This window comes from Nodosilinea nodulosa PCC 7104 (genome assembly GCF_000309385.1).
GTDB lineage: Bacteria > Cyanobacteriota > Cyanobacteriia > Phormidesmidales > Phormidesmidaceae > Nodosilinea > Nodosilinea nodulosa.
The window spans coordinates 235,812-254,549 of sequence record NZ_JH976537.1 but is presented as its reverse complement, the minus strand read 5'-3'; the positions used below and the strand labels follow the sequence as shown (position 1 = coordinate 254,549).

General features: G+C 58.4%; 14 protein-coding genes. 8 read left to right on the top strand and 6 right to left on the bottom strand.

Annotated features, from left to right (window positions below; genetic code table 11):
• Positions 1-290: 290 nt before the first annotated feature.
• Entirely contained in the window at positions 291-662 is a 372-nt protein-coding gene (locus LEPTO7104_RS0101060) for an ArsR/SmtB family transcription factor (protein ID WP_017296686.1), read from the bottom strand.
• 226 nt (positions 663-888) lie between these two features.
• Here LEPTO7104_RS0101060 and LEPTO7104_RS0101055 point away from each other — a divergent pair, with 226 nt between their 5' ends.
• The 4 genes from LEPTO7104_RS0101055 to LEPTO7104_RS0101040 all read left to right on the top strand — a co-directional run bounded on the left by LEPTO7104_RS0101055 (position 889) and on the right by LEPTO7104_RS0101040 (position 5,403).
• Positions 889-1,443: a rhodanese-like domain-containing protein gene (locus LEPTO7104_RS0101055; protein ID WP_026072257.1), complete on the top strand. Its 555-nt coding sequence runs from the start codon at positions 889-891 to the stop codon at positions 1,441-1,443.
• Positions 1,443-2,219 (top strand): sulfite exporter TauE/SafE family protein, encoded by a 777-nt coding sequence (locus tag LEPTO7104_RS0101050; protein ID WP_017296684.1) that lies wholly within the window; start codon positions 1,443-1,445, stop codon positions 2,217-2,219. Before LEPTO7104_RS0101055 ends, LEPTO7104_RS0101050 begins: the two co-directional genes overlap by 1 nt.
• Positions 2,220-2,721: 502 nt before the next feature.
• The gene (locus tag LEPTO7104_RS32210; protein WP_196358080.1) at positions 2,722-4,221 is read left to right on the top strand and encodes a polysaccharide biosynthesis protein; all 1,500 of its coding nucleotides are present in this window, start codon (positions 2,722-2,724) and stop codon (positions 4,219-4,221) included.
• Between the two features lie 201 nt (positions 4,222-4,422).
• Entirely contained in the window at positions 4,423-5,403 is a 981-nt protein-coding gene (locus tag LEPTO7104_RS0101040; RefSeq protein WP_225886906.1) for an SGNH/GDSL hydrolase family protein, read from the top strand.
• Positions 5,404-5,461: 58 nt separating this feature from the next.
• Here LEPTO7104_RS0101040 and LEPTO7104_RS39780 read toward each other — a convergent pair whose 3' ends face one another.
• Entirely contained in the window at positions 5,462-5,677 is a 216-nt protein-coding gene (locus LEPTO7104_RS39780; protein WP_155523467.1) for a hypothetical protein, read from the bottom strand.
• Between the two features lie 481 nt (positions 5,678-6,158).
• On the opposite strand from LEPTO7104_RS39780, the gene LEPTO7104_RS0101030 reads away from it, so the two are divergent.
• From LEPTO7104_RS0101030 to LEPTO7104_RS0101020, 3 genes are all read left to right on the top strand, one after another.
• A complete protein-coding gene (locus LEPTO7104_RS0101030; RefSeq protein WP_017296680.1) occupies positions 6,159-9,509 on the top strand; it encodes a hypothetical protein in 3,351 nt (1,116 codons plus the stop codon).
• A gap of 101 nt (positions 9,510-9,610) precedes the next feature.
• Complete coding sequence (locus tag LEPTO7104_RS0101025) at positions 9,611-9,817, top strand: hypothetical protein (RefSeq protein ID WP_017296679.1); 207 nt, start codon at positions 9,611-9,613, stop codon at positions 9,815-9,817.
• Between the two features lie 162 nt (positions 9,818-9,979).
• Positions 9,980-12,037: a prolyl oligopeptidase family serine peptidase gene (locus LEPTO7104_RS0101020; protein ID WP_017296678.1), complete on the top strand. Its 2,058-nt coding sequence runs from the start codon at positions 9,980-9,982 to the stop codon at positions 12,035-12,037.
• A 15-nt stretch (positions 12,038-12,052) separates the two neighbouring features.
• Here the strand turns inward: LEPTO7104_RS0101020 and LEPTO7104_RS0101015 are convergent, their stop codons facing one another.
• The 4 genes from LEPTO7104_RS0101015 to LEPTO7104_RS0101000 form a co-directional block, all read right to left on the bottom strand.
• The gene (locus LEPTO7104_RS0101015) at positions 12,053-13,042 is read right to left on the bottom strand and encodes an IS110 family RNA-guided transposase (protein ID WP_040695782.1); all 990 of its coding nucleotides are present in this window, start codon (positions 13,040-13,042) and stop codon (positions 12,053-12,055) included.
• A gap of 324 nt (positions 13,043-13,366) precedes the next feature.
• Positions 13,367-15,877, bottom strand: coding sequence for an EAL domain-containing protein (locus tag LEPTO7104_RS37765; RefSeq protein WP_017296676.1), 2,511 nt, complete (start codon positions 15,875-15,877; stop codon positions 13,367-13,369).
• A gap of 353 nt (positions 15,878-16,230) precedes the next feature.
• The gene (locus tag LEPTO7104_RS0101005; RefSeq protein WP_017296675.1) at positions 16,231-16,995 is read right to left on the bottom strand and encodes a hypothetical protein; all 765 of its coding nucleotides are present in this window, start codon (positions 16,993-16,995) and stop codon (positions 16,231-16,233) included.
• Between the two features lie 94 nt (positions 16,996-17,089).
• Positions 17,090-17,692 (bottom strand): YdcF family protein, encoded by a 603-nt coding sequence (locus LEPTO7104_RS0101000; RefSeq protein ID WP_017296674.1) that lies wholly within the window; start codon positions 17,690-17,692, stop codon positions 17,090-17,092.
• 156 nt (positions 17,693-17,848) lie between these two features.
• Between LEPTO7104_RS0101000 and hpsJ-A the strand changes: the two genes are divergently transcribed.
• Entirely contained in the window at positions 17,849-18,736 is an 888-nt protein-coding gene (gene hpsJ-A / locus LEPTO7104_RS32200; protein WP_017296673.1) for an HpsJ-like protein, cyanoexosortase A-associated, read from the top strand.
• Positions 18,737-18,738: the final 2 nt, after the last annotated feature.

Below are 18,738 nucleotides of genomic sequence, written 5' to 3'. Positions count from 1 at the left end.
ATAATTAACTGCATTAAGAGGTTTAATATTCTGTAATACCGAATCCGAATCCCATAATCCTGATTCCCAAAAGGTAGACCATAGGATGCATTCGCGGCTACACCCTCGCCTGGCAGCGCCCTGATGGCTTTGATTAGCCGCAATGCGCCACTAATCGGGGGTAGCTTATCAAGATTTGGCATAACGGCCTGAGCCAAAAATTGCCCCAAAAAATTGCCCCACGCATACCCTGCTAGGTGTGCGTGGGGCAACGGATGAGGACTTAGCCGACCGGCTTGGGGCGCAAGGGATCAGGAACCTTTGCTGTCTGCACCAACTGGTTCAGCTCGTCGCAACCCTTCCAGCTGTTTAAGCTGTTGCGACTGGGCTTCCAATCGCGTGAAAAGGCGATCGCCTACCAGCTCACACAGATCAAAAATGAACGGTTCGGCAATCTCGTAGTAAACGCTAACGCCCTGGGGGGTGCGGGAGACAATCCCGGCCTGGGCCAGAATCTTGAGGTGCTTTGAGACATTGGCCTGACCCAGGCCAGTTTCTTCAATAATTTCGGTGACATTCTTTGAGCCTGACTTTAGAGAACACAGCACCTGCAAGCGGCTGAGCTCAGACAGGACTTTGAAGTAATCGGCCACGGGAGCCAGGGCAGAGGGAGGTAGGGCCATAGGTCGAGGGAAAGATACCACGTCTTAGAAGACAAGTTATATGACTATCTTACTCAGATTTCAGGACAATCAGATACTTTATCTTTTATATAACTATATAATAGATTAATCTAAAAGGAGGGGTTCCTGGTCTTGGCTTGAGTCGCTGAGCGCTGGGGAAGCGTTCTGGCCTCTTGGGGAAATGCTTTGGCAACGGTACGCTGCACTGCTAATGGGAGAATCTTGAATGTCGACGTCTCGGTTGAACCAGCTACATACGCTGAATGCTCAAACTCTAAAACAGAGCTTAGACCAGCAATCCACCACCCTCATTGACGTGCGCGAACCGGGGGAGTTTGCGACAGAGCATATTCCTGGGGCTACCCTGGTGGCGCTGTCTCAGTTCGATCTCCGCAAAATTCCCCAGACGAATGATGCGAAACTGGTGCTGTACTGTCGTTCAGGGCGGCGATCGGCGATCGCCGCCCAAAAGCTTTTTGACGCCGGGTTTGAATCGGTAGCGCATCTCGCCTGCGGCATTGGCGCTTGGAAAGAGGCGGGATATGCCACTGTCACAAATCGGAGTGGGCGGAGTGCGCCAATTAGCCCGATGCGTCAGGTGCAAATTGTGGCCGGTTCTCTGATGCTGACCGGAACCCTGCTGGGGGCATTAGTCTCTCCCTGGTTTCTGCTGCTGAGCGGGGCCGTGGGGGCAGGGCTAATTTTTGCGGGGGTAACGGATACCTGCATGCTGGGCCTGCTGCTGGCCAAGCTGCCCTACAACCAGCGGAGCCAGTACTGATGCCCTGGATCGTTGGCCTAGGGCTGGCCGGGGGAATTGGCCTGAGTCTGGGATTGTTGGGTGGGGGCGGCTCAGTGCTGGCGCTGCCGGTGCTGGTCTATGTGATGGGGGTCGCCCCCAAATCGGCGATCGCCATGACGCTGATCATCGTGGGAACTGTCAGCTTCCTGGGTCTGATTCCCCACTGGCGAGCCGGCAATGTCAATCTCAAAACGGCGCTAGTCTTTGGCTCTGCCACCATGGTGGGGACGTTTACGGGGGCCAAGATTGCGACCCTGCCCGTGGTTTCCGAAACCTTTCAAATGCTGCTGTTTGCTGTCGCCATGCTGCTGGCCGCCGCGTTTATGATCTACCGCAGTGCCAGGCCGATGCCGCCAGACAATCCCCTAGCTGGCTACCCTAAACCTGTTTGTAAATACTGCTGGCTCTGGCTTTTGAGTGAAGGGCTGGCCGTGGGTGTATTGACCGGCCTGGTGGGAGTGGGCGGCGGCTTTGCGATCGTTCCGGCGCTGGTCTTGCTGGCCAAGTTGCCGATGAAACAGGCGATCGGCACGTCTCTGCTAATTATTATTGCCAACTCGATCACCGGGTTTCTGGGCTATCTGGGGCATGTTGCCCTAAATTGGCAACTGATCGTGCTGTTCATTTTTGCCGCCAGCCTAGGAACTCTCCCCGGCGCCTATCTAGCTCGCCATGTTCCAGCCCAAAAACTGCAAAAATCCTTTGGGTACTTCCTGCTAGCCGTGGCCATGTTTGTTTTGGTCCAGAATCGCTAAAGCTTTCACAGGCCGCATCCCTCAGGCGCAGCGCCGTGAGAGGTTTAATGGCCCTAAAACCATTCCATTTCTCGGGCTGCTGGCAATTTTCGCACGATTGGATCTGGCGCTACTCAGTTAAGTTTTTTTGCAGGTACAGCTCGAGAAAGGCAGCCTGAAAAGCTGACCCAAATACAGCTCTAAATATCTACGATCTGGGGTGAAACGCAAAAACTTTATATACATAACTTTCTGGTTAAAAGTTTTTTCAGTTCCGTAGAGACTCTGATGACCAATAGTTATATAGAGATTAATCTGATTCCAAGTAAGCGCCTAATCTATGGGAAATGGGTTTAGCTTTGTTTGGATTCAATCCTTTATAGCCATATTTTGAAATATTTTTTTTCAGCTGGCTGTTGCTAAGCATTTTTGTTCATTGATCTATTCTTTCGGAGAATAGATCAATGACTGACCGATTTTAGCAATCGGTTCTCAAATTATGTTCCTGTCAATTTACGCTGCCATGACATATCTCGATCAAAGCCTAATTTTGAGAAATTCTTCATTGCCAAGCATCGGATCTCATCTTGACTGTTTGGCTCCACCCAAAAATCAGCGATGCTCGATTATCAATACTATCCAGCAGCTAGTGCCCGTAGGTTCTCCCAAGCCTAGCGATAGATTTATTCTGAGGGAGCTATCCGTACTGACTGACGAACTCATACAGGCCTATCAGGCGGCAGGGCAGCTGCAAGACGACCCGTTCAGGGATGTTTGGAATCGCAGAGTTCACTGCTATGAAAGTAGCGTAAAGCCGAAGCTTAAAGGAGCTACGGTTTTAGTTTCAGGCGGCAGTGGCTGTGTCGGTAGCCATCTCATTCAGGCGCTGGAAGCCTTTGAGGTCAAAAAAATAATCATTGCAGATATTGCTCCATATCACGAGACAGAACGTTCTGATTCAGCCCTACCAAAGCACAGAAAAATATATTGCCGAGCTGATGTTAGAGATTTTGATCAGCTGGACAGGGTTTTTTCGGCCGAAAAACCTGACGTAGTGTTTCATTTGGCCGCCCTGCGCCTCCCTGGCCTGGCGGAAAAACAGGTCCGAGAGGCCGTATCTACCAATATCTTCGGCACTCAAAACGTGATTCGCCTCTGTGAAAAGTATGGCGTGAAGCACTGCGTCTTTTCCTCCACGGGCAAGGCCTCTCGCTATGTTACGAGTGAGGTCTATGCCGCCACTAAAAAAGTCTGTGAATGGTTGTTTGCCCAGGCCAGTCAGCGTGGGTCTACCGTCTACGGCATGGTTAGATTTACCCATATGTTGGACAATAGCTCCGTCTGCGATCAGTACGATCAAAAGGTGAGACGGGGTGAGACGGTCAACATACACGCCCCGGATAAATATATTTGCGCTCAAAATGTCCACGAGGCCGTCAGCCTTTTACTCAATAGCCTGGCTGTCGCTCAACCCCGGCAGCTAGAGTTTTTGGTTTGCCGCAATTTAGGCTGGCCGGTGGAAACGCTAGAAATTGCTCTGTATAAAATTCTGGTGTCTGGCCAACGACTGCCTATTTACTTTCAGGGATGCCCGGCTGGCTATGAGGAGGGCTTCTTTCGCGGCCAGGTTGACTGGGATGACCCTACGGAAGCAAATATGCTGGTCAACGCCGTTGAGAAGACCTCTAGCCGCGTCGATGCTTCGGGAGATTTTATTGTGTCTCCGGTGCTGCCGTTCTGCACAGAAATTTTTGAGGCCCAGCTGGCGAAGTTGGAGCATTTGCTGCAAAATCCTGAAAGCTCTGATGCCTGCATCAAAAAAAGCCTGGCGGAATGCGTGGTGGCGGTTTCCCGCTCTGCCTACGCCCAAGCACCCGTCGAAATCCTTCTAAAGGTGCTGAACTGGGGTACAGATCCAAATTATCTGGGCCTAGATGGAACAACATTAGACGCCCATAGGCACACCATCAGGCTGATGATCGAAAGCCTTTCTGCTGGCAGAAGTCAGTCTTTAGCAGGCTAGTGGACTGCGGTATAGGTTTCTGGACTATGCCCGATCGCGAGGGAGCAGGGGAGCCAGGGAGCCAGGCGAGCGGGAATAGCCTGCGTATTTCAGCTTTCGAGTACCAGTTCTACGATCGCAGAGCGGTGGGCCAAGGTCCCCAATCGTTAGAAATGTGACTAAAATGCTGGTGCTGCAACTGGCGCAATCTTGGTAAGAATCGTGTTTTGGGTATTGGGAGCCCTGGCTGTGGCCGTGGCGATCGCAGAAGTTTTTCTGCGAGTCAGGTATGGCTTGGGCAATCCTCCCCTCTACGTGGCCGATGCCCGCACCGGCTACCGCCTGGCTCCCGACCAACGCCTGCGCCGACGGGGCAACCACATTGCCATCAACGAATACTCCATGCGCGGGCCAGCCATATCGCCCCAGCCAGTCGCCGGTACCCTGCGGGTGCTGATGCTGGGCGATTCCATTGTCAACGGCGGCTGGTGGACCGACCAGTCTGAGCTGCTGTCGCTCAAGGTGCAGGCAGGCTTAGAGGATCTAAAGCCCGCTGGGTTTCAGCAGGTGGAGGTGCTCAACGCCTCGGCCAACTCCTGGGGACCGCGCAACGAACTGGGCTACGTGCTGCGGTTTGGCACCTTTGAGTCGCAGGTGGTGGTGGTGGTGCTCAATACCGACGATCTGTTTGCGATCGCGCCCCACAGCTACGATTTGGGCCGCAACCCCCAGTACCCTATCCGCCGCCCCCCCCTGGCCCTGTGGGAGGCGGCAGCCCGACGCAGAAAGTACACCCCTAGCGCCGAACTACAGGCCCTCTACGACCAGCCCGGCGATCGCGTTGGCGTCAACCTGGAGGCCCTGCGCCAGCTCAACCAGGCGGTCCAGCTGGCCGGGGGAAAACTGGCGATCGCCATGACCCCCCTAAAGCGCGAGCTGCAAGGTGACGGCCCCCGCGACTACGAGCGCGTTGCCCGCCAGCGCCTGACCGCCTTTGCCCAGGACGAGGCCATTCCCTACCTCGACTTTTTGCCCCGGTTTCAGCAAACCCGCTCCGAACGGCTCTATTTCGACCACATTCACCTCAGCGTCGAGGGCAACGCCTGGGTCGGGCAGTGCCTGGCCGAGCTGGTGGTCGATGTTTGGGAGAAAGGCGGATCGGGTTCGACGGCGGCCCCCGATCCGCTGGGCGATCCCTGGTAGAGCAAGGGCAAAAAGGCCGCATGCCAGAGGGCAAACGGCCTGCGGACGGGCGGCCAAACTACAGCACAAACAGCACCAGCAGGACGGCGCCAATAAACAGCAGCACCTCCACTGAGCCACGGGGCCAGGCGTTGGCCAAATCGCGCTCCCAACCACAGTTCAGGCAGACGTAATAGCTTTCTGCCTTGGTAACAATGGTGTGCCGCCCGCAGTGGGGGCACTCCAAGTGGTGGGGATGGTGGGGATGAGATCCTTCACGGTACGGAACTAACATCAGATTTTCCTCCTGGGGAGCTTGGGTTTACCAGAGCAATACCAGGCAGCATTGTTCTAGGCCGCCTCTGGGCCGGGGCCGATAAAAGACGACGGCTTTTAGAGACAATTTCAACCGTTTGAAGTAGTCTCTGAAAGACATCAGAACAATGTTCTGGTGATCAGCGGTCAGGGAAGCCAGCGGCCTAAAGCGGGATTCCCTGGCCTTATTTTTAGGCGCGGCGCTGAATTCTGTATACCAAGGGCAAGGAAGGTTTTTAGGGGCCAGCGGCACCATGGGTGGGTCGCATGCACCACTTTTTTTGTAGCTATTTTTACAAAAAATTGCGTTCAGAACGGATTTCGCATTTTTTTGGTAGTGCTGGCTACAGGGTAGAGCACAGGTTCATGGCAGCTTTATAAAGCAAGGGCGTGCCCGGGCGGGTGAGGCTTTCCTTAAAACGTCAACCAAGTTTCTCAATACTTCTTTACTGACGCCGCCGATGCCCTCTGATCATCTGGCCGACTACGATCGCAGCTACCACCTCTATGCCTACCTGTTCGCCTGCTTGGCCTTTAGCCAGAAAAGCAGCGGCGAGATCAATGCCAACGCCATTGGCGAGCGGTTGGGCAAAAAGGAGCTGCGCCGATTCGTTACGGCGCTCTTGCAGGAGAATCTTACCCTGGAGGAACGCCAGAAAAAGCTCAGTCGACTCAGTCTCACCACCACGGGAGATCTGGTCAGCCTTTTGGGCAGCCTGCGCCAAAATCTGGCGGCGGCCTACCAGGCCTTTGAGCTACCCCATACCCGGCTGCTGACCCCGGAGGATGTGCTGGCGGCCCTGTCTCGGCTGGTGGAGCTGACGCCCGCCGAGCGCAACACCCTTGGTCTGCGGGCGGGGGACGGGCTGACGCTTTTGCAGCGATCGCTGCTGATTCTCCAGACCGTCGGCGGCCTGGAGAACTACGAAATGCTGATGCGCATTTACAAGGCGGCCGTAGGGCTAGACTTTGCCAGGGCCGAGCCGACCCTGACCAACCTGGGTGAGGTGGACGATCTGATTACCGACGTGGTGCGCCAGAGCCTGGACTTTTTGCCCCCCCAGGCCCCGCGCCCGGCGGGGCACTCGTCGGTGCAGCGGCGCGAAGACACGATCCATGAGCTGACGCTCAAGGCTCGCCGGGAGGTTCGCCGCCTGCTGGCCCGGAGCGGCAACCAGCAGCTGGCTGGCTCGGGCGAAGCCATTGTCGATTCCTACGTTTGCCACTACCTACAGCCCGCCTTTGTCACCAAGCTGGCCCAGACCATCGTGGCCAACGAGCGGCTGACCGACCAGTTTCCGGTTTACCTCAAGCGCATTACCCTGATTCCCTCGGGGCCGCTGCCCTTTGCCGACAAGGACCTCGGCTCGGCCCTGCAAACCAGCGGTCCCTACCCGGCCCTGCTGCACCCGGCCCTGCGCCAGCTCGACCAGGGCATTGGCCGCCCTCGCCGCAGCGACCTGCCCGGCCCCGGTGACTACGAACTGGCCTCCCAGGAGGCTACCCAGGTGGTGCTTGAGTTTTACGTTAAGGTGCCCGAGGGCTACCAGCCGCTGCTGGGCGATGGGCTCGATCGCATCGGCAGCCAGGACCGCCGCCGCATTGACTTTAGCCTCAGCAGCACCGGCATTGGCGGCGCCCTCTCCCACGTGATCAAAGTCATCAACAGGGCGCTGCTGCAGGATATTCCCTGCCTGCACGACTACTTCCCCATCGCCCACGATGTCACCTCGACCCAGGCCATTATTCGCGACAATGTGGCCTCGCCAGTGTGGGCCCATAGCCTGGTCAAGCTGTGCCGCCGCCAGGTGCTGGGGCAGACCCTCCACGCCTGCCAGGAGGATCGCTTCAGCAACTATGAAGACTTCTCCTTTGCCGACCCGATTGGCCACGGCGACTACTGCGGCTTCGACTTTTTGCTCTCCCAGGTTCAGGCGTCGCTCCAGGCCAGGCTTCAGGCTATTCGCAGCGCCGGCATACAGCCGGGGCAGTACATTCAGCAGTTGTGCCAGCGGGTCGAGCGATCGCAGGTCATGCAAGACGCCTGGACCTGCCTCCAGGGCTATCCCTTTTCGTCGCTGGCCATGATCGGCATGATTGAGCAAAACCTGCTGCCCAGCGGCCCGGCCGCAGCGCCCCTGCAAAAAGGCGATCCCTACATCTACTTCGACGCCTGCCTGGCGATCGCCGAAGCCCTGCTCGACGAGGGCATATACCGCCCGGTGCGCCCCTACCTGCGGCGGCTAGAAATTCTCGATCGCCTGGTAGAGCAGGGCCTGGAAACCAACCCCATTGGCACCGAACCCTTTGAGGTGTTTTCGGGGGCGCTGGTGATTCGCTATCTGCTGTGCCTGGCCAACTACTACTACATCTACGACACCGACGACCGCGACCCCCGCTATCTGCCGCCTAACTGCGAAGCCGACGTCAACCGCGACATTTTGGTGCAGCGCGCCTGGGAAGCCCTCGACCAGGCCCAGCGCCACATCAGCCTGCGACTGAGAAAATACGTGGTGCTCAACGAGGTTTCCCAGGGCACCTTTCACCCCCATTACCTGCTGCTCAGCCGGATTGCCTTTTTGCGCACCAAGCTGCTGCTGTTTTTTCCGCGCCGGGTGCCCCGCGACGATGACTACCTGCCCACCGAAAGCTTTGTCGGGCGGCAGAGAACCGAAGCCTCCATTCACTGGGGACGGCTCTATCTGGCCGAAAAATCTCGCCTCTACGCCGCCGCCGACGGCAATAGCGAGATCTACGCCTGCTTTGCGGCCATGCAGTCGTGGATTTATTTAATTGCCGCCTACGCCGAGCCCAGCAAGCTAAATTTGGCCGGGGCCAGCAGCGGTACGCTGCCCCGGCAGCTCGGCCCCAGCCAGTGCTTTGCCTGGGCCAAACAGCTGCGCGACCACGCCCTGATTACCTACGCTGAGACCGGTCGCCAGTGCTACTACCAAATCAAAGAAAAAAGCGGCCTGCTGAAAGACAACCTGGATCAGTTTGGCGCCTACTGCATCGAAAAGATTCCGCCCATCTACGAGACTCGGGGCGAGCACTACACCCAGCTGAGTCAGTCGGCCACCGACCTGCTGGTGCTAGATATGTCGCTGCTGGCGGTGTATCCCAAGGATTTGCCCAAGCTGTCGCCGCACCACCCCACTCGCACGATCTATCTGTTTGGCACCAACGCCTGCTACCTGTTTTTTATTCGGGGGCTGTATATGGTGTGCAGCAACGTGGCCCAGGAGTTTGACGCTGAAGATACCCCCAAAGAAGCGATTGACTGGGATGCCAAGCTGCGCCACGCCGCCCGCCTGCTAAATACCGCATGGGCCATGGCTGAGGCGGGCGGGTCGGTGCAAAAAGACAAGCGCCAGGGCAGACGCACCTACCGCATTTCGCGATCGTTTAATCGTCGGGGGGGGGCGGCGGCCTTTTCGTCCCCCGATGTGGACTCTATTGGCGACCTCTACCCTCGGCGGATTAGCGAAATTTCTGAGCTGGGCAAACTCTTTGCCGTCGCCTGCCTGGTGCTGCGGCTGTCGCTGGTGCCCACCGCCGAGGGAGCCGCCCTGGAGGCCGATATTGACGCCCTGCTGCTGAGTTTGCACAATATGCAAAGCTCGCCCAGCTCCCGCACCGAAAGAGCTTTGATCAAGCGTCAGAAACGCTATAACGGCCATCTCGATAGCTACATTACCGAGGCCACCGCCTGCCTGCGCGAGTACCAGCGGCGCGCCCGCCTGGGACTAGCCGTTTGGGACCAGCGCGATGATTTGATGGCGCAGCTCTTTGCTCTGCTAATCCAGGCCTAGAGCGGGGAAGGTGCCTATACTGCGCCGCAACACAACGCTTTTTAATATTGTGTTACATTGTGCCTGGCCACAAGCGCGCCAATGACGAAGGAGAACCACCTATGCACCCCCAACCCGAGATGACCCTGGAGCGGCAAAAGGTTGATATCCTCCAGCTGTTCTTTTTCCTGCTCGGTGCCCCGCACATTTCGGCGGCGCTGCGCTCGGCCGAGCGGCGGCGGCAGCACCGGCCACCCCTGTTGCAGTATGTGTCGGTGGGTTTGCTGGCGATGGCGATCGCCAGTGCCACCGAAATGCTGCTGCTGTAGCCGTTGAAGAGGCCGCCTGGGGAGGGCTGGCGGCCTCTGGGCGCAGGTTGGCGGGGCGATCGCGCCGGTTTCCGCCAGAGTTTTCCGCCCGGGGCTGACCTATGCCCGCTACCCGGCTCTTCCTGCTAGGGTTACGGTAGTCCTCGGCCCTCTGCACCTCCTATGATTGCAAATTCCTTCGCCTACCCCCCCAGCCCCCGACACGACCAGGTCGATACTTACCACGGCGTGGCGGTGCCCGACCCCTACCGCTGGCTCGAAGATCCTCAGTCTGCCGCCAGCCGCGAGTGGATTGAGGCCCAGAACACAGTCACCGAAGGCTATCTGCAAACGTTGCCGAAGCGACGGGAGATCAACGATCGCCTCACCCAGATCTGGAACTACGAGCGCTACAGCACCCCCTTCAAGCGGGGCGGGCGCTACTTTTACTTCAAGAACGACGGGCTGCAAAACCAGAGCGTTCTCTACACCCTGCCCAGCCTGGAGGCCGAGCCCAGGGTGCTGCTCGACCCCAACACCCTGTCGGAGGACGGCACCGTTTCCCTCAGCGGCATGGCGGTGAGCGAGAACGGGGCCTACCTGGCCTACGGTTTATCCAGCGGCGGCTCCGACTGGGTGGAGTGGCACGTGCGCGATATTGCCACTGGCGAAGACACCGATGACCTGCTCAAGTGGGTGAAGTTTTCGGGCGCATCCTGGACCCACGATCATGCGGGCTTTTTCTACAGCCGCTACGATGAGCCGGACGAAACCACCAAGCTGGAGGCGGTGAACTATTACCAAAAGCTGTTTTACCATCGCCTGGGCACTCCCCAGAGCGAGGACATGCTGATCTACGAGCGCCCCGACCAGAAGGAGTGGGGGTTTGGCGGCGGCGTCACCGAAGATGGCAGGTACCTGATCATCTCGGTGTGGAAGGGGACCGACCCCAACAATCTGGTCTTCTACAAAGATTTGAGCAGCCCCGATAGCCCGGTGGTGGAGCTAATTTCTGAGTTTGAGGCCAGCTACAGCTTTGTGGATAACGACAGGTCGCTGTTCTGGTTTACGACAGATTTGGAGGCCCCCAAGGGACGACTGATTGCGATCGATATTGCTCAGCCGGAGCGATCGCGCTGGCAAGAAATCATCCCCGAAAGCGAGGACACCCTGGAGGGGGTGGGCATTCTCAACCACCAGTTTGTGGCCGATTATCTGAAGGATGCCTACACCACCATTCGCATTTACTCGCTGACTGGGGAACTTGTGCGAGAGGTAGCGCTGCCGGGGATTGGCTCAGCCGGAGGCTTTGACGGCAAAACCGAAGACACCGAAACCTTCTACAGCTTCACCAGCTTTACGGTGCCGCCCGCCATCTACCGCTACGACATGGTGACGGGCGAGAGCACCCTCTACCGCCAGCCCGAGGTCGATTTTGACCCCAGCGCCTACACCACCACCCAGGTGTTTTACACCAGCAAAGACGGGACGCGGGTGCCAATGTTCATTACCCACAAAACAGGGCTTGAGCTGAACGGGCAGAACCCTACCCTGCTCTACGGCTACGGCGGCTTTAGCATTTCGCTGACGCCCTCGTTTTCGGTCAGCAACCTGGTGTGGATGGAGATGGGCGGGGTGTACGCGGTGCCCAACCTGCGCGGCGGCGGCGAGTACGGCGAAGACTGGCACCTGGCCGGGACTAAGCTCAACAAGCAGAACGTATTCGACGACTTTATAGCGGCGGCGGAGTGGCTGATCGCCAAGGGCTATACCTCGGCGGCAAAGCTGGCGATCGCGGGGGGCAGCAACGGCGGCCTGCTGGTGGGGGCCTGCATGACTCAGCGCCCCGACCTCTTTGCGGCGGCGCTACCGGCGGTGGGGGTGATGGACATGCTGCGGTTTAACCAGTTCACCATCGGCTGGGCCTGGGAGTCGGACTACGGCTCGCCCCAGAATGAGGACGAGTTTAAGGTGCTCTACGGCTACTCGCCCCTGCACAACCTGAAGCCCGGGACGGCCTACCCGGCGACGCTGATCACCACCGCCGACCACGACGATCGCGTGGTGCCCGCCCACAGCTTTAAGTTTGCGGCGGCGCTGCAGGCGGCCCACGGCGGCGAGGCCCCGGTGCTGATTCGCATTGAGACGAAGGCGGGCCACGGAGCGGGTAAGCCGACGGCGAAGGTGATCGAAGAGGTGTCGGACAAGTGGGCGTTTTTGGCGGCGAATTTGGGGATGTAGCGATTATCTTGATTGTCAACCACTTGTGGCTGGCGTGGCAGTCTGAGCGGGTTCTGTATCCTTAGGGTCTCGCCACGATTGACCTTGGGTGACCAGCGCATTGAGGATGCCTAACAGCTTATGGGCACAGGCAATCAAGGCGACCTTTTTGGGTTTCCCTGCGCTTAACAGACGTTGATAGAACGCGATGATGACGGGGTTGTGTTGAATGGCCACCAAGGCTGACATATACAACGTGGAGCGTACCAGGGCGCGACCGCCCACGATGTGGCGTTTGCCCCGAAGCTTGCCACTGTCAAAATTGAACGGGGCGACACCCACTAGGCTAGCCAACCGTTTCGTCGAGAGTTGGCCCAGCTCCGGCAGTAGCGCCAATAGGGTGGTGGCCACGACTCGCCCGACTCCAGGTACACTGGTCAACCACTCGTAGCGCTGCTGGCGGGTCTCATCGGCCTGACGGAGTTGGTCGATCTCCGCATCAAGGGCTTTGACCCGCTGCTTGAGCCAGTCAATGTGAGTATCAATATCGGCCTGGGCCGTGCGGTTGCGCGCACTGTGGCGACGACGCTGCTCACTGTTGAGCATCTCAATCACTTGAGAACGCCGATGGACCAAGTCAGAGAGCGCTTCCTGATGCTCTGAGGCCAACGGTTTCGGTAACGGCTGCAGCGCCTCGCCAAAATGCGCCAACATCGACGCATCAATGCGATCGGTCTTGGCCAATCGCCCAGACGCTTTGCTAAAGTCCCGCGCCCGCTTCGGATTGATCACCGCCACCGCGATTTCATGGCGCTGCAAGACCTGAACCACGCCCCGTTCCATCCCACCTGTGGATTCCACCACCACCAGCGCGACGGTGACAGCCTGTAGTTCATTCAACAGCCTCTGCCATCCCGACTCGTCATTAGCCACTTGCCAGTAGCGTCCCGAGGGTCGCAGCGCTACGTCCAGCTTGGCCTGACTCACATCAATACCCACCCATTGCCGTTCTTCACTCGTCCCCATCACGCACCTCCTGAGGAATAGAATGACCATTCATCACTCGACCTTGTTCGATGCGGGTTCATGACCCTGGCGATTTTTCGAGCTGTTGACAAATGGCAGAACGGCGACCTGGACTAAATCTCGGTTTCTAGAACCGGGGGGAGATCGGTCTACCGTCCTGCTGCTTAAAATACAAGGGGAGTGGATGGGTAGGCGTCTGCCGGGGTAACAATCACCAGTTTGGTGGGTGGCCTGGATGCAGTGGCCATCGGCCCTGGTTAGAGGATTGTTTGTGCTCGGTGTTGGGGCGCTTGGTCATGCCCCAGGATTTGGCCTGGGGTTCGCCTATCCAAGCAGTTGCCTGAGGCGCTGCTTGAGAATTGACCAGTTGATCGGCTTGGTCAGGTAGTCGGTGGCCCCGGCGGCAAAGGCCTGCTCCACCGAGCTGTCATCGTCCAGGGCGGTGATCATCAGAATGGGGAAGGGCTGTCTTTGCAGGGTGAGCACGGTGGCAGCGGCTGGATCCGATGGACTCAGCGCCTCGGCCGCCTGGAGCGTGCGAATCTGACGGCAGCAGGTGAACCCATTCACCTCCGGCATCATGGCATCTAGCAAAACCAAATCGGGATGGTGCTGCTGGTAGAGTGCCAGGGCCTCGCTGCCGTTGGTGGCTTCCAGGGTGCGGTAGCCCGCCTGCTTAACCGCAAGAGTCAGCAGGCGGCGCAGGGAGCGATCGTCGTCTACAACCAGCACTAGCGATGTATCTTCAGGGTGGGACATAGTGGGCAATAGGGGTAGAGGCTCTAGCAGAAACGAAAACGGGTTGCTGTGGGCCAGCAGACGGGTGATTGTGGCGGCGGGCTCTGGTTTGGTAAACCCAAAGCCCTGGCCGTAGGTCATGCCCATCTCGCGGGTGCGGCGATGCTGAAAAGCGGTTTCAATGCCCAGGGCCACCAGGTCAATGTGCAGGTCGTGGGTCATAATGATCAGGCTCTTGAGCCACTCCGCCAGTTTGGGGTCGATATCCAGACGGTTGATTGTTCTGGCGTCAATTTTGAGGCTGCTGACGGGGTAGCGGTGCAGAAAGCTGAGGGAGGCATAGCTGGTGCCGATGCCGTCGATGCAGAGCTGAATGCCGCGAGCCTGAAGCTGGGTAACAATACCCGTGGTGGCGGCGGTATCGGCCATGACGGTGTGGTCTTTGAGCTCTAAGACCAGATCTTCGCCCCGCAGATGGTGGCTGGTCAGGGCCTGATCGAGCCGGGTAAAGAGGTCTGGGTGCAGGAACTGCTGGGTCGAGAGATTGAGGCTGATGCGGCACCTTTTTTCGGGGAACTGCTGCTGCCAGGTGGCCAGCTGCTGGCAGGCCTGCTCCAGCACCCACCACCCCAGGGGAATGATCAGGGCCGTATCCTGGGCGGCGGGAAGAAAGTCCTCGGGCAGCAAGAGGCCCCGCTGGGGGTGGTGCCACCGCACCAGGGCTTCGAGGGTGTCGATGCGTCCATTGCCCAGGTTCACGATCGGCTGGTAGTAGACTTCAAATTCGCTGCGCTCGATCGCCTGGTAGAGATCGGCATTTTTTACCACCGCCCGCCGCAGCAGCCGGTAGTATTGACGGCTAATCGCGCCCACCGTAAAGCGCTCGCGGATAAACCGATGGCCCGATAGCCCCAGCTGTTGGGTGACTTCGCGATCCTTGAGCAGGTAGTGGATGAAGCTGGCCAACCCCTGACTGTCGCCGTTGCTGAAGGCGGCCCCACAGTTGGCCTCCGACACCAGCCCCCGCAGGTAGGAATGCGACTCACAGATAATTGCCACGGGTCGGCCCGAGGACAGGGCCGAGTAGAACTTGCTGGGGGCCACCAGCCCTTCCATATCGGTGTCGATGCTGACCAGGTGCAGGTCGCAGGCGGTGAGGGACTGGGGCAGCAGAGCTTTGTCCTGGTAGGGCAAAAATCGGCAGTTGGTCAGCCCCAGCTCGGCGATCTGACTCTGGGTGGCGTCGCGCTTGGGGCCGCCGCCAATGAACAAAAACTGCACCGGCTCGCCCTGGAGGGCCTGGGCGGCCCCCAGGATGGTATCCATGTCGTGGCAGCGACCCATGTTGCCCGAGTAGAGCACGGTAAAGGTCTCCGCCAGCCCCTGGGCCTGGGCAAAGGCGTTGTCGGCCTTGGCCAGGGGCTTGACCCAGTCGGGGTCGGACCAGTTGTGAATGACGGCGATGCGATCGCCCAGGTCGGGGTGCTTGGCGACAATGCGCGCCTTCATGGTTTCGCAGGGCACAATCACGGCCTCGGCCCGCTGCCACACCCGGCGATTAATTGCATCCCACAGGCGCACCACGGGGTGGCGGGCGGGCAGCATGCCCAGGCCGCTCACCACGTCGGGGTACAGGTCGTACACCAGGGCGGCGTAGGGGGTGCCAAACAGCAGGTGGAGCAAGAAGCCGACCACCTGCACGTAGGGCGGCTCGCTGACGAAGAGGGTAATGTCGCTCTGGCGACGGTTTTTCAGCAAGTGCCAGGCGGCATGGACACAAAACGCCAGGCTGCTGATGGTGCGCCCCGCCATGCGGCGAGAGCGGCTGCGCAGCAGGTTCGAGCGGGTGATGTGGACCGGGCCTTTTTGCTCTTGGGCGGGGGCTTCGGCCACCTCAAAGGCGTAGCTGGGCTGCCCCGTAAACACCTGCACCGCAAACCCCTGCTGCCCCAGCTGGGTGGCCAGTTCATCCATGTACTGGCCGGTGGCGGCAAAGTCGGGGGGAAAGAACTGGGTCACAATCGATAGACGAATGGGGCGATGTTTGGTGCTGGCATCTGAGCGCACCCCAAGATTACGGCGCAAGATCTGAAACATGGTTAGGACCACTGAGAAAGGATAGAAAAGCCTTGACTACGGAAGAATTTAGCTTGCTATAGCTAGAGTCAAAAAGGTTAGGACATTTCACAGGTAGCTCCTGTGCGATAGCTATACGCCAATGCGCTGTCCCTGTCTCCGCACTAACGATCGCTATTCTCCTAAGCGCATTGGCCGCAGCTATATTTTGAGACTAATGAATCGGGGTTTGCATTTGCGTTTGCGTTTGGAAGTGTGACGCGATCGCAAAAATAGCAGCTCCCCACCGCCTCAAATAATTAGGAGCAAAAATCGATTTTTGTGGCTGTCAATGTTTCGATCGCTGGTTTGTGACTGCTCACAGAAAAACCTATTTAAAGGCTGCATTTCGATCGCAATTCCCCACCGCTGTATTGAACTTGGTTTAACTCAACGTTAATAGCTTGCCGCCGCCGCCACCCCCGACTGCGGCGCAGGATGATAACCGCCGCAATGATTACCAGGCCTAGGGCACTGTGGATTTCGAGGGGAACGGCTTCGATGTCGGTGGAAGGGGCCAGATTGCCGCCCGAAACACTGTTAGCAGCAATGGTCGTTTCGGTCGTGATGCCGCTGGCTGGGTCGCTGCTTGCGGTCGGGTCACCGCTACTCGGCAGGGCAAGGGCGGCACCGGAGTTTGTACCGCCGGTGGTTGAGCCTGAGCTAGCCAGAGTAAAGTCACTATTGGTCGAGCTAGAGCTGAGTTCTCCGCTGCTAGAGGTCAGGGAAGAACCGCTTTGGGTCACTCCCCCAACCTCAAGTAGGGAAATGTCACCGCTGGTCTGGGGAGAAGAGGTGTTGGTGTACAGAACGCTGTCAGCATTGGGGTCGCTGCCATACACAGCAATATCCCCGGTGGTGGACTCCATGCTGGTGCTTGATACAGGCGCAACGTAGCCGTTTCCGTCGCTGTAGAGACTGAGCGAGCCATCGAGGTTCAACGCGCTCGTATCTAGCCCGTTCAGGCTTGTACTATCGACTAGCCAGAGGTTACTGTCTGAGAGGGTCAGTGAATCACTGCCTTGAGTGCCTAAATCGCTGTACTGGATTTGATTCAACTCGGTGGAGTAGGTTTCGATGGTGCCAACAGATAGAGCCATAGTGGTTTAAACGAGAAAGGGTATAGACGGGTTGAGAGGAGCGCGGCTGCCCCAGGTATGGGGTTTTGGGAAAACCCTTGGGACGCAGGGAAACTCAAACGTTGCGGATAGCTGCACCACTCCAGCCGGTGGTGAGCCAGATCCAGGAGCGCACCATGTCGCGGCCAATGCGAAAGGGGGATTCGGTGGCCTGGCTGGAAGGAGCGACAACGGGGGTAAAGGCGATGTGGTGACTGCCAAGGACAATGGTGGCGATCGCGCGGGCGCGGGGCATGTGGTAGTCGGAGGTGACGAGGTAGAGGTGATGCACGTGCTGCTGCCGGAAGGTTTTGACCAGGGTGGTGAAGTTGGTGACCGTATCGACGGCCTGGTAGTCGAGGGTAATGCGATCGCGGCTCACCCTCAGCGCATCGAAAATGGGATACGCCATGTCTGGCCCCAGTCCCGAAGACGACCAGATGTGGAGCTGGGGATGGAGCATGGCCAGCCGGGCGGCGGTGGCCTCGCGGTGGGGCTGCCCCCCCAGCACTAAAATGCCGTCGGGATGGGGCCAGAGCCATTGGGCAATGGCCAGATTGACGGGGCCGTACAGCAGGAGCAGGCAAAGGCCGCTGAGCAAAATCCGCAGGCAGAAGCGCTGGCCGCGTCGCCACAGAAATGCTCTTTGATAGCGCAGGGAATTGCTCAAGACAGACATGCAGACCTCTGGAAAACGCAACAACCAAACCTGTCTCTACTGTTGAACCGGGGTGGTTGCGATCGCATCTGTTTTGACAGGCCGGGTAAACACAAACCAAAACGCAAACACGCCCTGCTTAGGGTGAATTTATTTGTTGCTAAGAGAACAATTCCTATGGCTTCTGCTTCCAGGCCAACGCCATCGCTGCGGGCGCAGCCGCCCGCAGACGACAGTATCCATACCCCGCATCCCGCTGAGGATGCGGCCCTGCCCCTGTCCCTGGGCCAACTGCTGCGCCTGGCTCGGGTAGTGGGCTACGGGCTGCTGCTGCTGTCCTTCGTAGACTTTCTCTACGTGCTGATTCCAGCCAAATTTATGGACCCGGTGTGGGAATACCAGTTTGCCGGCGATCTAGTCAAGCTGGTGCCGGTACCGCTGCTGGCCCTGATCCTGGTGTTTGGCGGCGATGGGGTCGAGCGGCAGGAGGTGGAATGGCCGATTCTCAGGGTTCTCTCCTGGCTGACGCTGCTGTTTAGCGTCACCCTGTTTTTGCTGGTGCCCCTCACGGCCGCCAACACCCTGCGCATTCACCGATTTAACAACGAGCAGATCAACACCCAGGTAAACCAGCAGCGCCAGCAGATTGAGGCGACCCGCACCCAGCTCGAACAGGCCACGCCCCGGCAGCTGCAAAGCCTGGTGCCAACCCCTAACGAGCAGGGGCAGCTGCCCAACGTGCCGGTTAACCCCGAAGACGCCAGGGCACAAATTCTAAACAGCCTGAACCAGGCTAAGGAGCGGGCGGCGGACCAGGCGGCCCAGGCCCGCGCCAATGTCAAACAAAACCTGACCAAAAATAGCCTCAAGCTGATTGCCGAAAGCATCTTGGGCAGCGTTTTGTTTCTCTACGCCTGGCTGATTAGCCGCTGGGCCAGACGGGGCAAGGGCACCCTCAAAACCGCCGCCGAAGACCCGCAAATCAACCCGGCAACGGCCTTTGGGCAACGGGTTGGTCGTTTGATGGGCCGCAAGCCCAAACGCATGAAGCACCGGATTCGGTAACG

Excerpts from the sequence above, each read along its gene's own strand:
- LEPTO7104_RS37765 (WP_017296676.1), bottom strand. The coding sequence starts at position 15,877 with ATGTTTCAGATCTTGCGCCGTAATCTTGGGGTGCGCTCAGATGCCAGC.
- LEPTO7104_RS0101015 (WP_040695782.1), bottom strand. The coding sequence starts at position 13,042 with ATGGGGACGAGTGAAGAACGGCAATGGGTGGGTATTGATGTGAGTCAG.
- LEPTO7104_RS0101020 (WP_017296678.1), top strand. The coding sequence starts at position 9,980 with ATGATTGCAAATTCCTTCGCCTACCCCCCCAGCCCCCGACACGACCAG.
- LEPTO7104_RS39780 (WP_155523467.1), bottom strand. The coding sequence starts at position 5,677 with ATGTTAGTTCCGTACCGTGAAGGATCTCATCCCCACCATCCCCACCAC.
- LEPTO7104_RS0101030 (WP_017296680.1), top strand. The coding sequence starts at position 6,159 with ATGCCCTCTGATCATCTGGCCGACTACGATCGCAGCTACCACCTCTAT.
- hpsJ-A (WP_017296673.1), top strand. The coding sequence starts at position 17,849 with ATGGCTTCTGCTTCCAGGCCAACGCCATCGCTGCGGGCGCAGCCGCCC.
- LEPTO7104_RS32210 (WP_196358080.1), top strand. The coding sequence starts at position 2,722 with ATGACATATCTCGATCAAAGCCTAATTTTGAGAAATTCTTCATTGCCA.
- LEPTO7104_RS0101000 (WP_017296674.1), bottom strand. The coding sequence starts at position 17,692 with ATGTCTGTCTTGAGCAATTCCCTGCGCTATCAAAGAGCATTTCTGTGG.
- LEPTO7104_RS0101005 (WP_017296675.1), bottom strand. The coding sequence starts at position 16,995 with ATGGCTCTATCTGTTGGCACCATCGAAACCTACTCCACCGAGTTGAAT.
- LEPTO7104_RS0101025 (WP_017296679.1), top strand. The coding sequence starts at position 9,611 with ATGCACCCCCAACCCGAGATGACCCTGGAGCGGCAAAAGGTTGATATC.
- LEPTO7104_RS0101060 (WP_017296686.1), bottom strand. The coding sequence starts at position 662 with ATGGCCCTACCTCCCTCTGCCCTGGCTCCCGTGGCCGATTACTTCAAA.
- LEPTO7104_RS0101050 (WP_017296684.1), top strand. The coding sequence starts at position 1,443 with ATGCCCTGGATCGTTGGCCTAGGGCTGGCCGGGGGAATTGGCCTGAGT.
- LEPTO7104_RS0101055 (WP_026072257.1), top strand. The coding sequence starts at position 889 with ATGTCGACGTCTCGGTTGAACCAGCTACATACGCTGAATGCTCAAACT.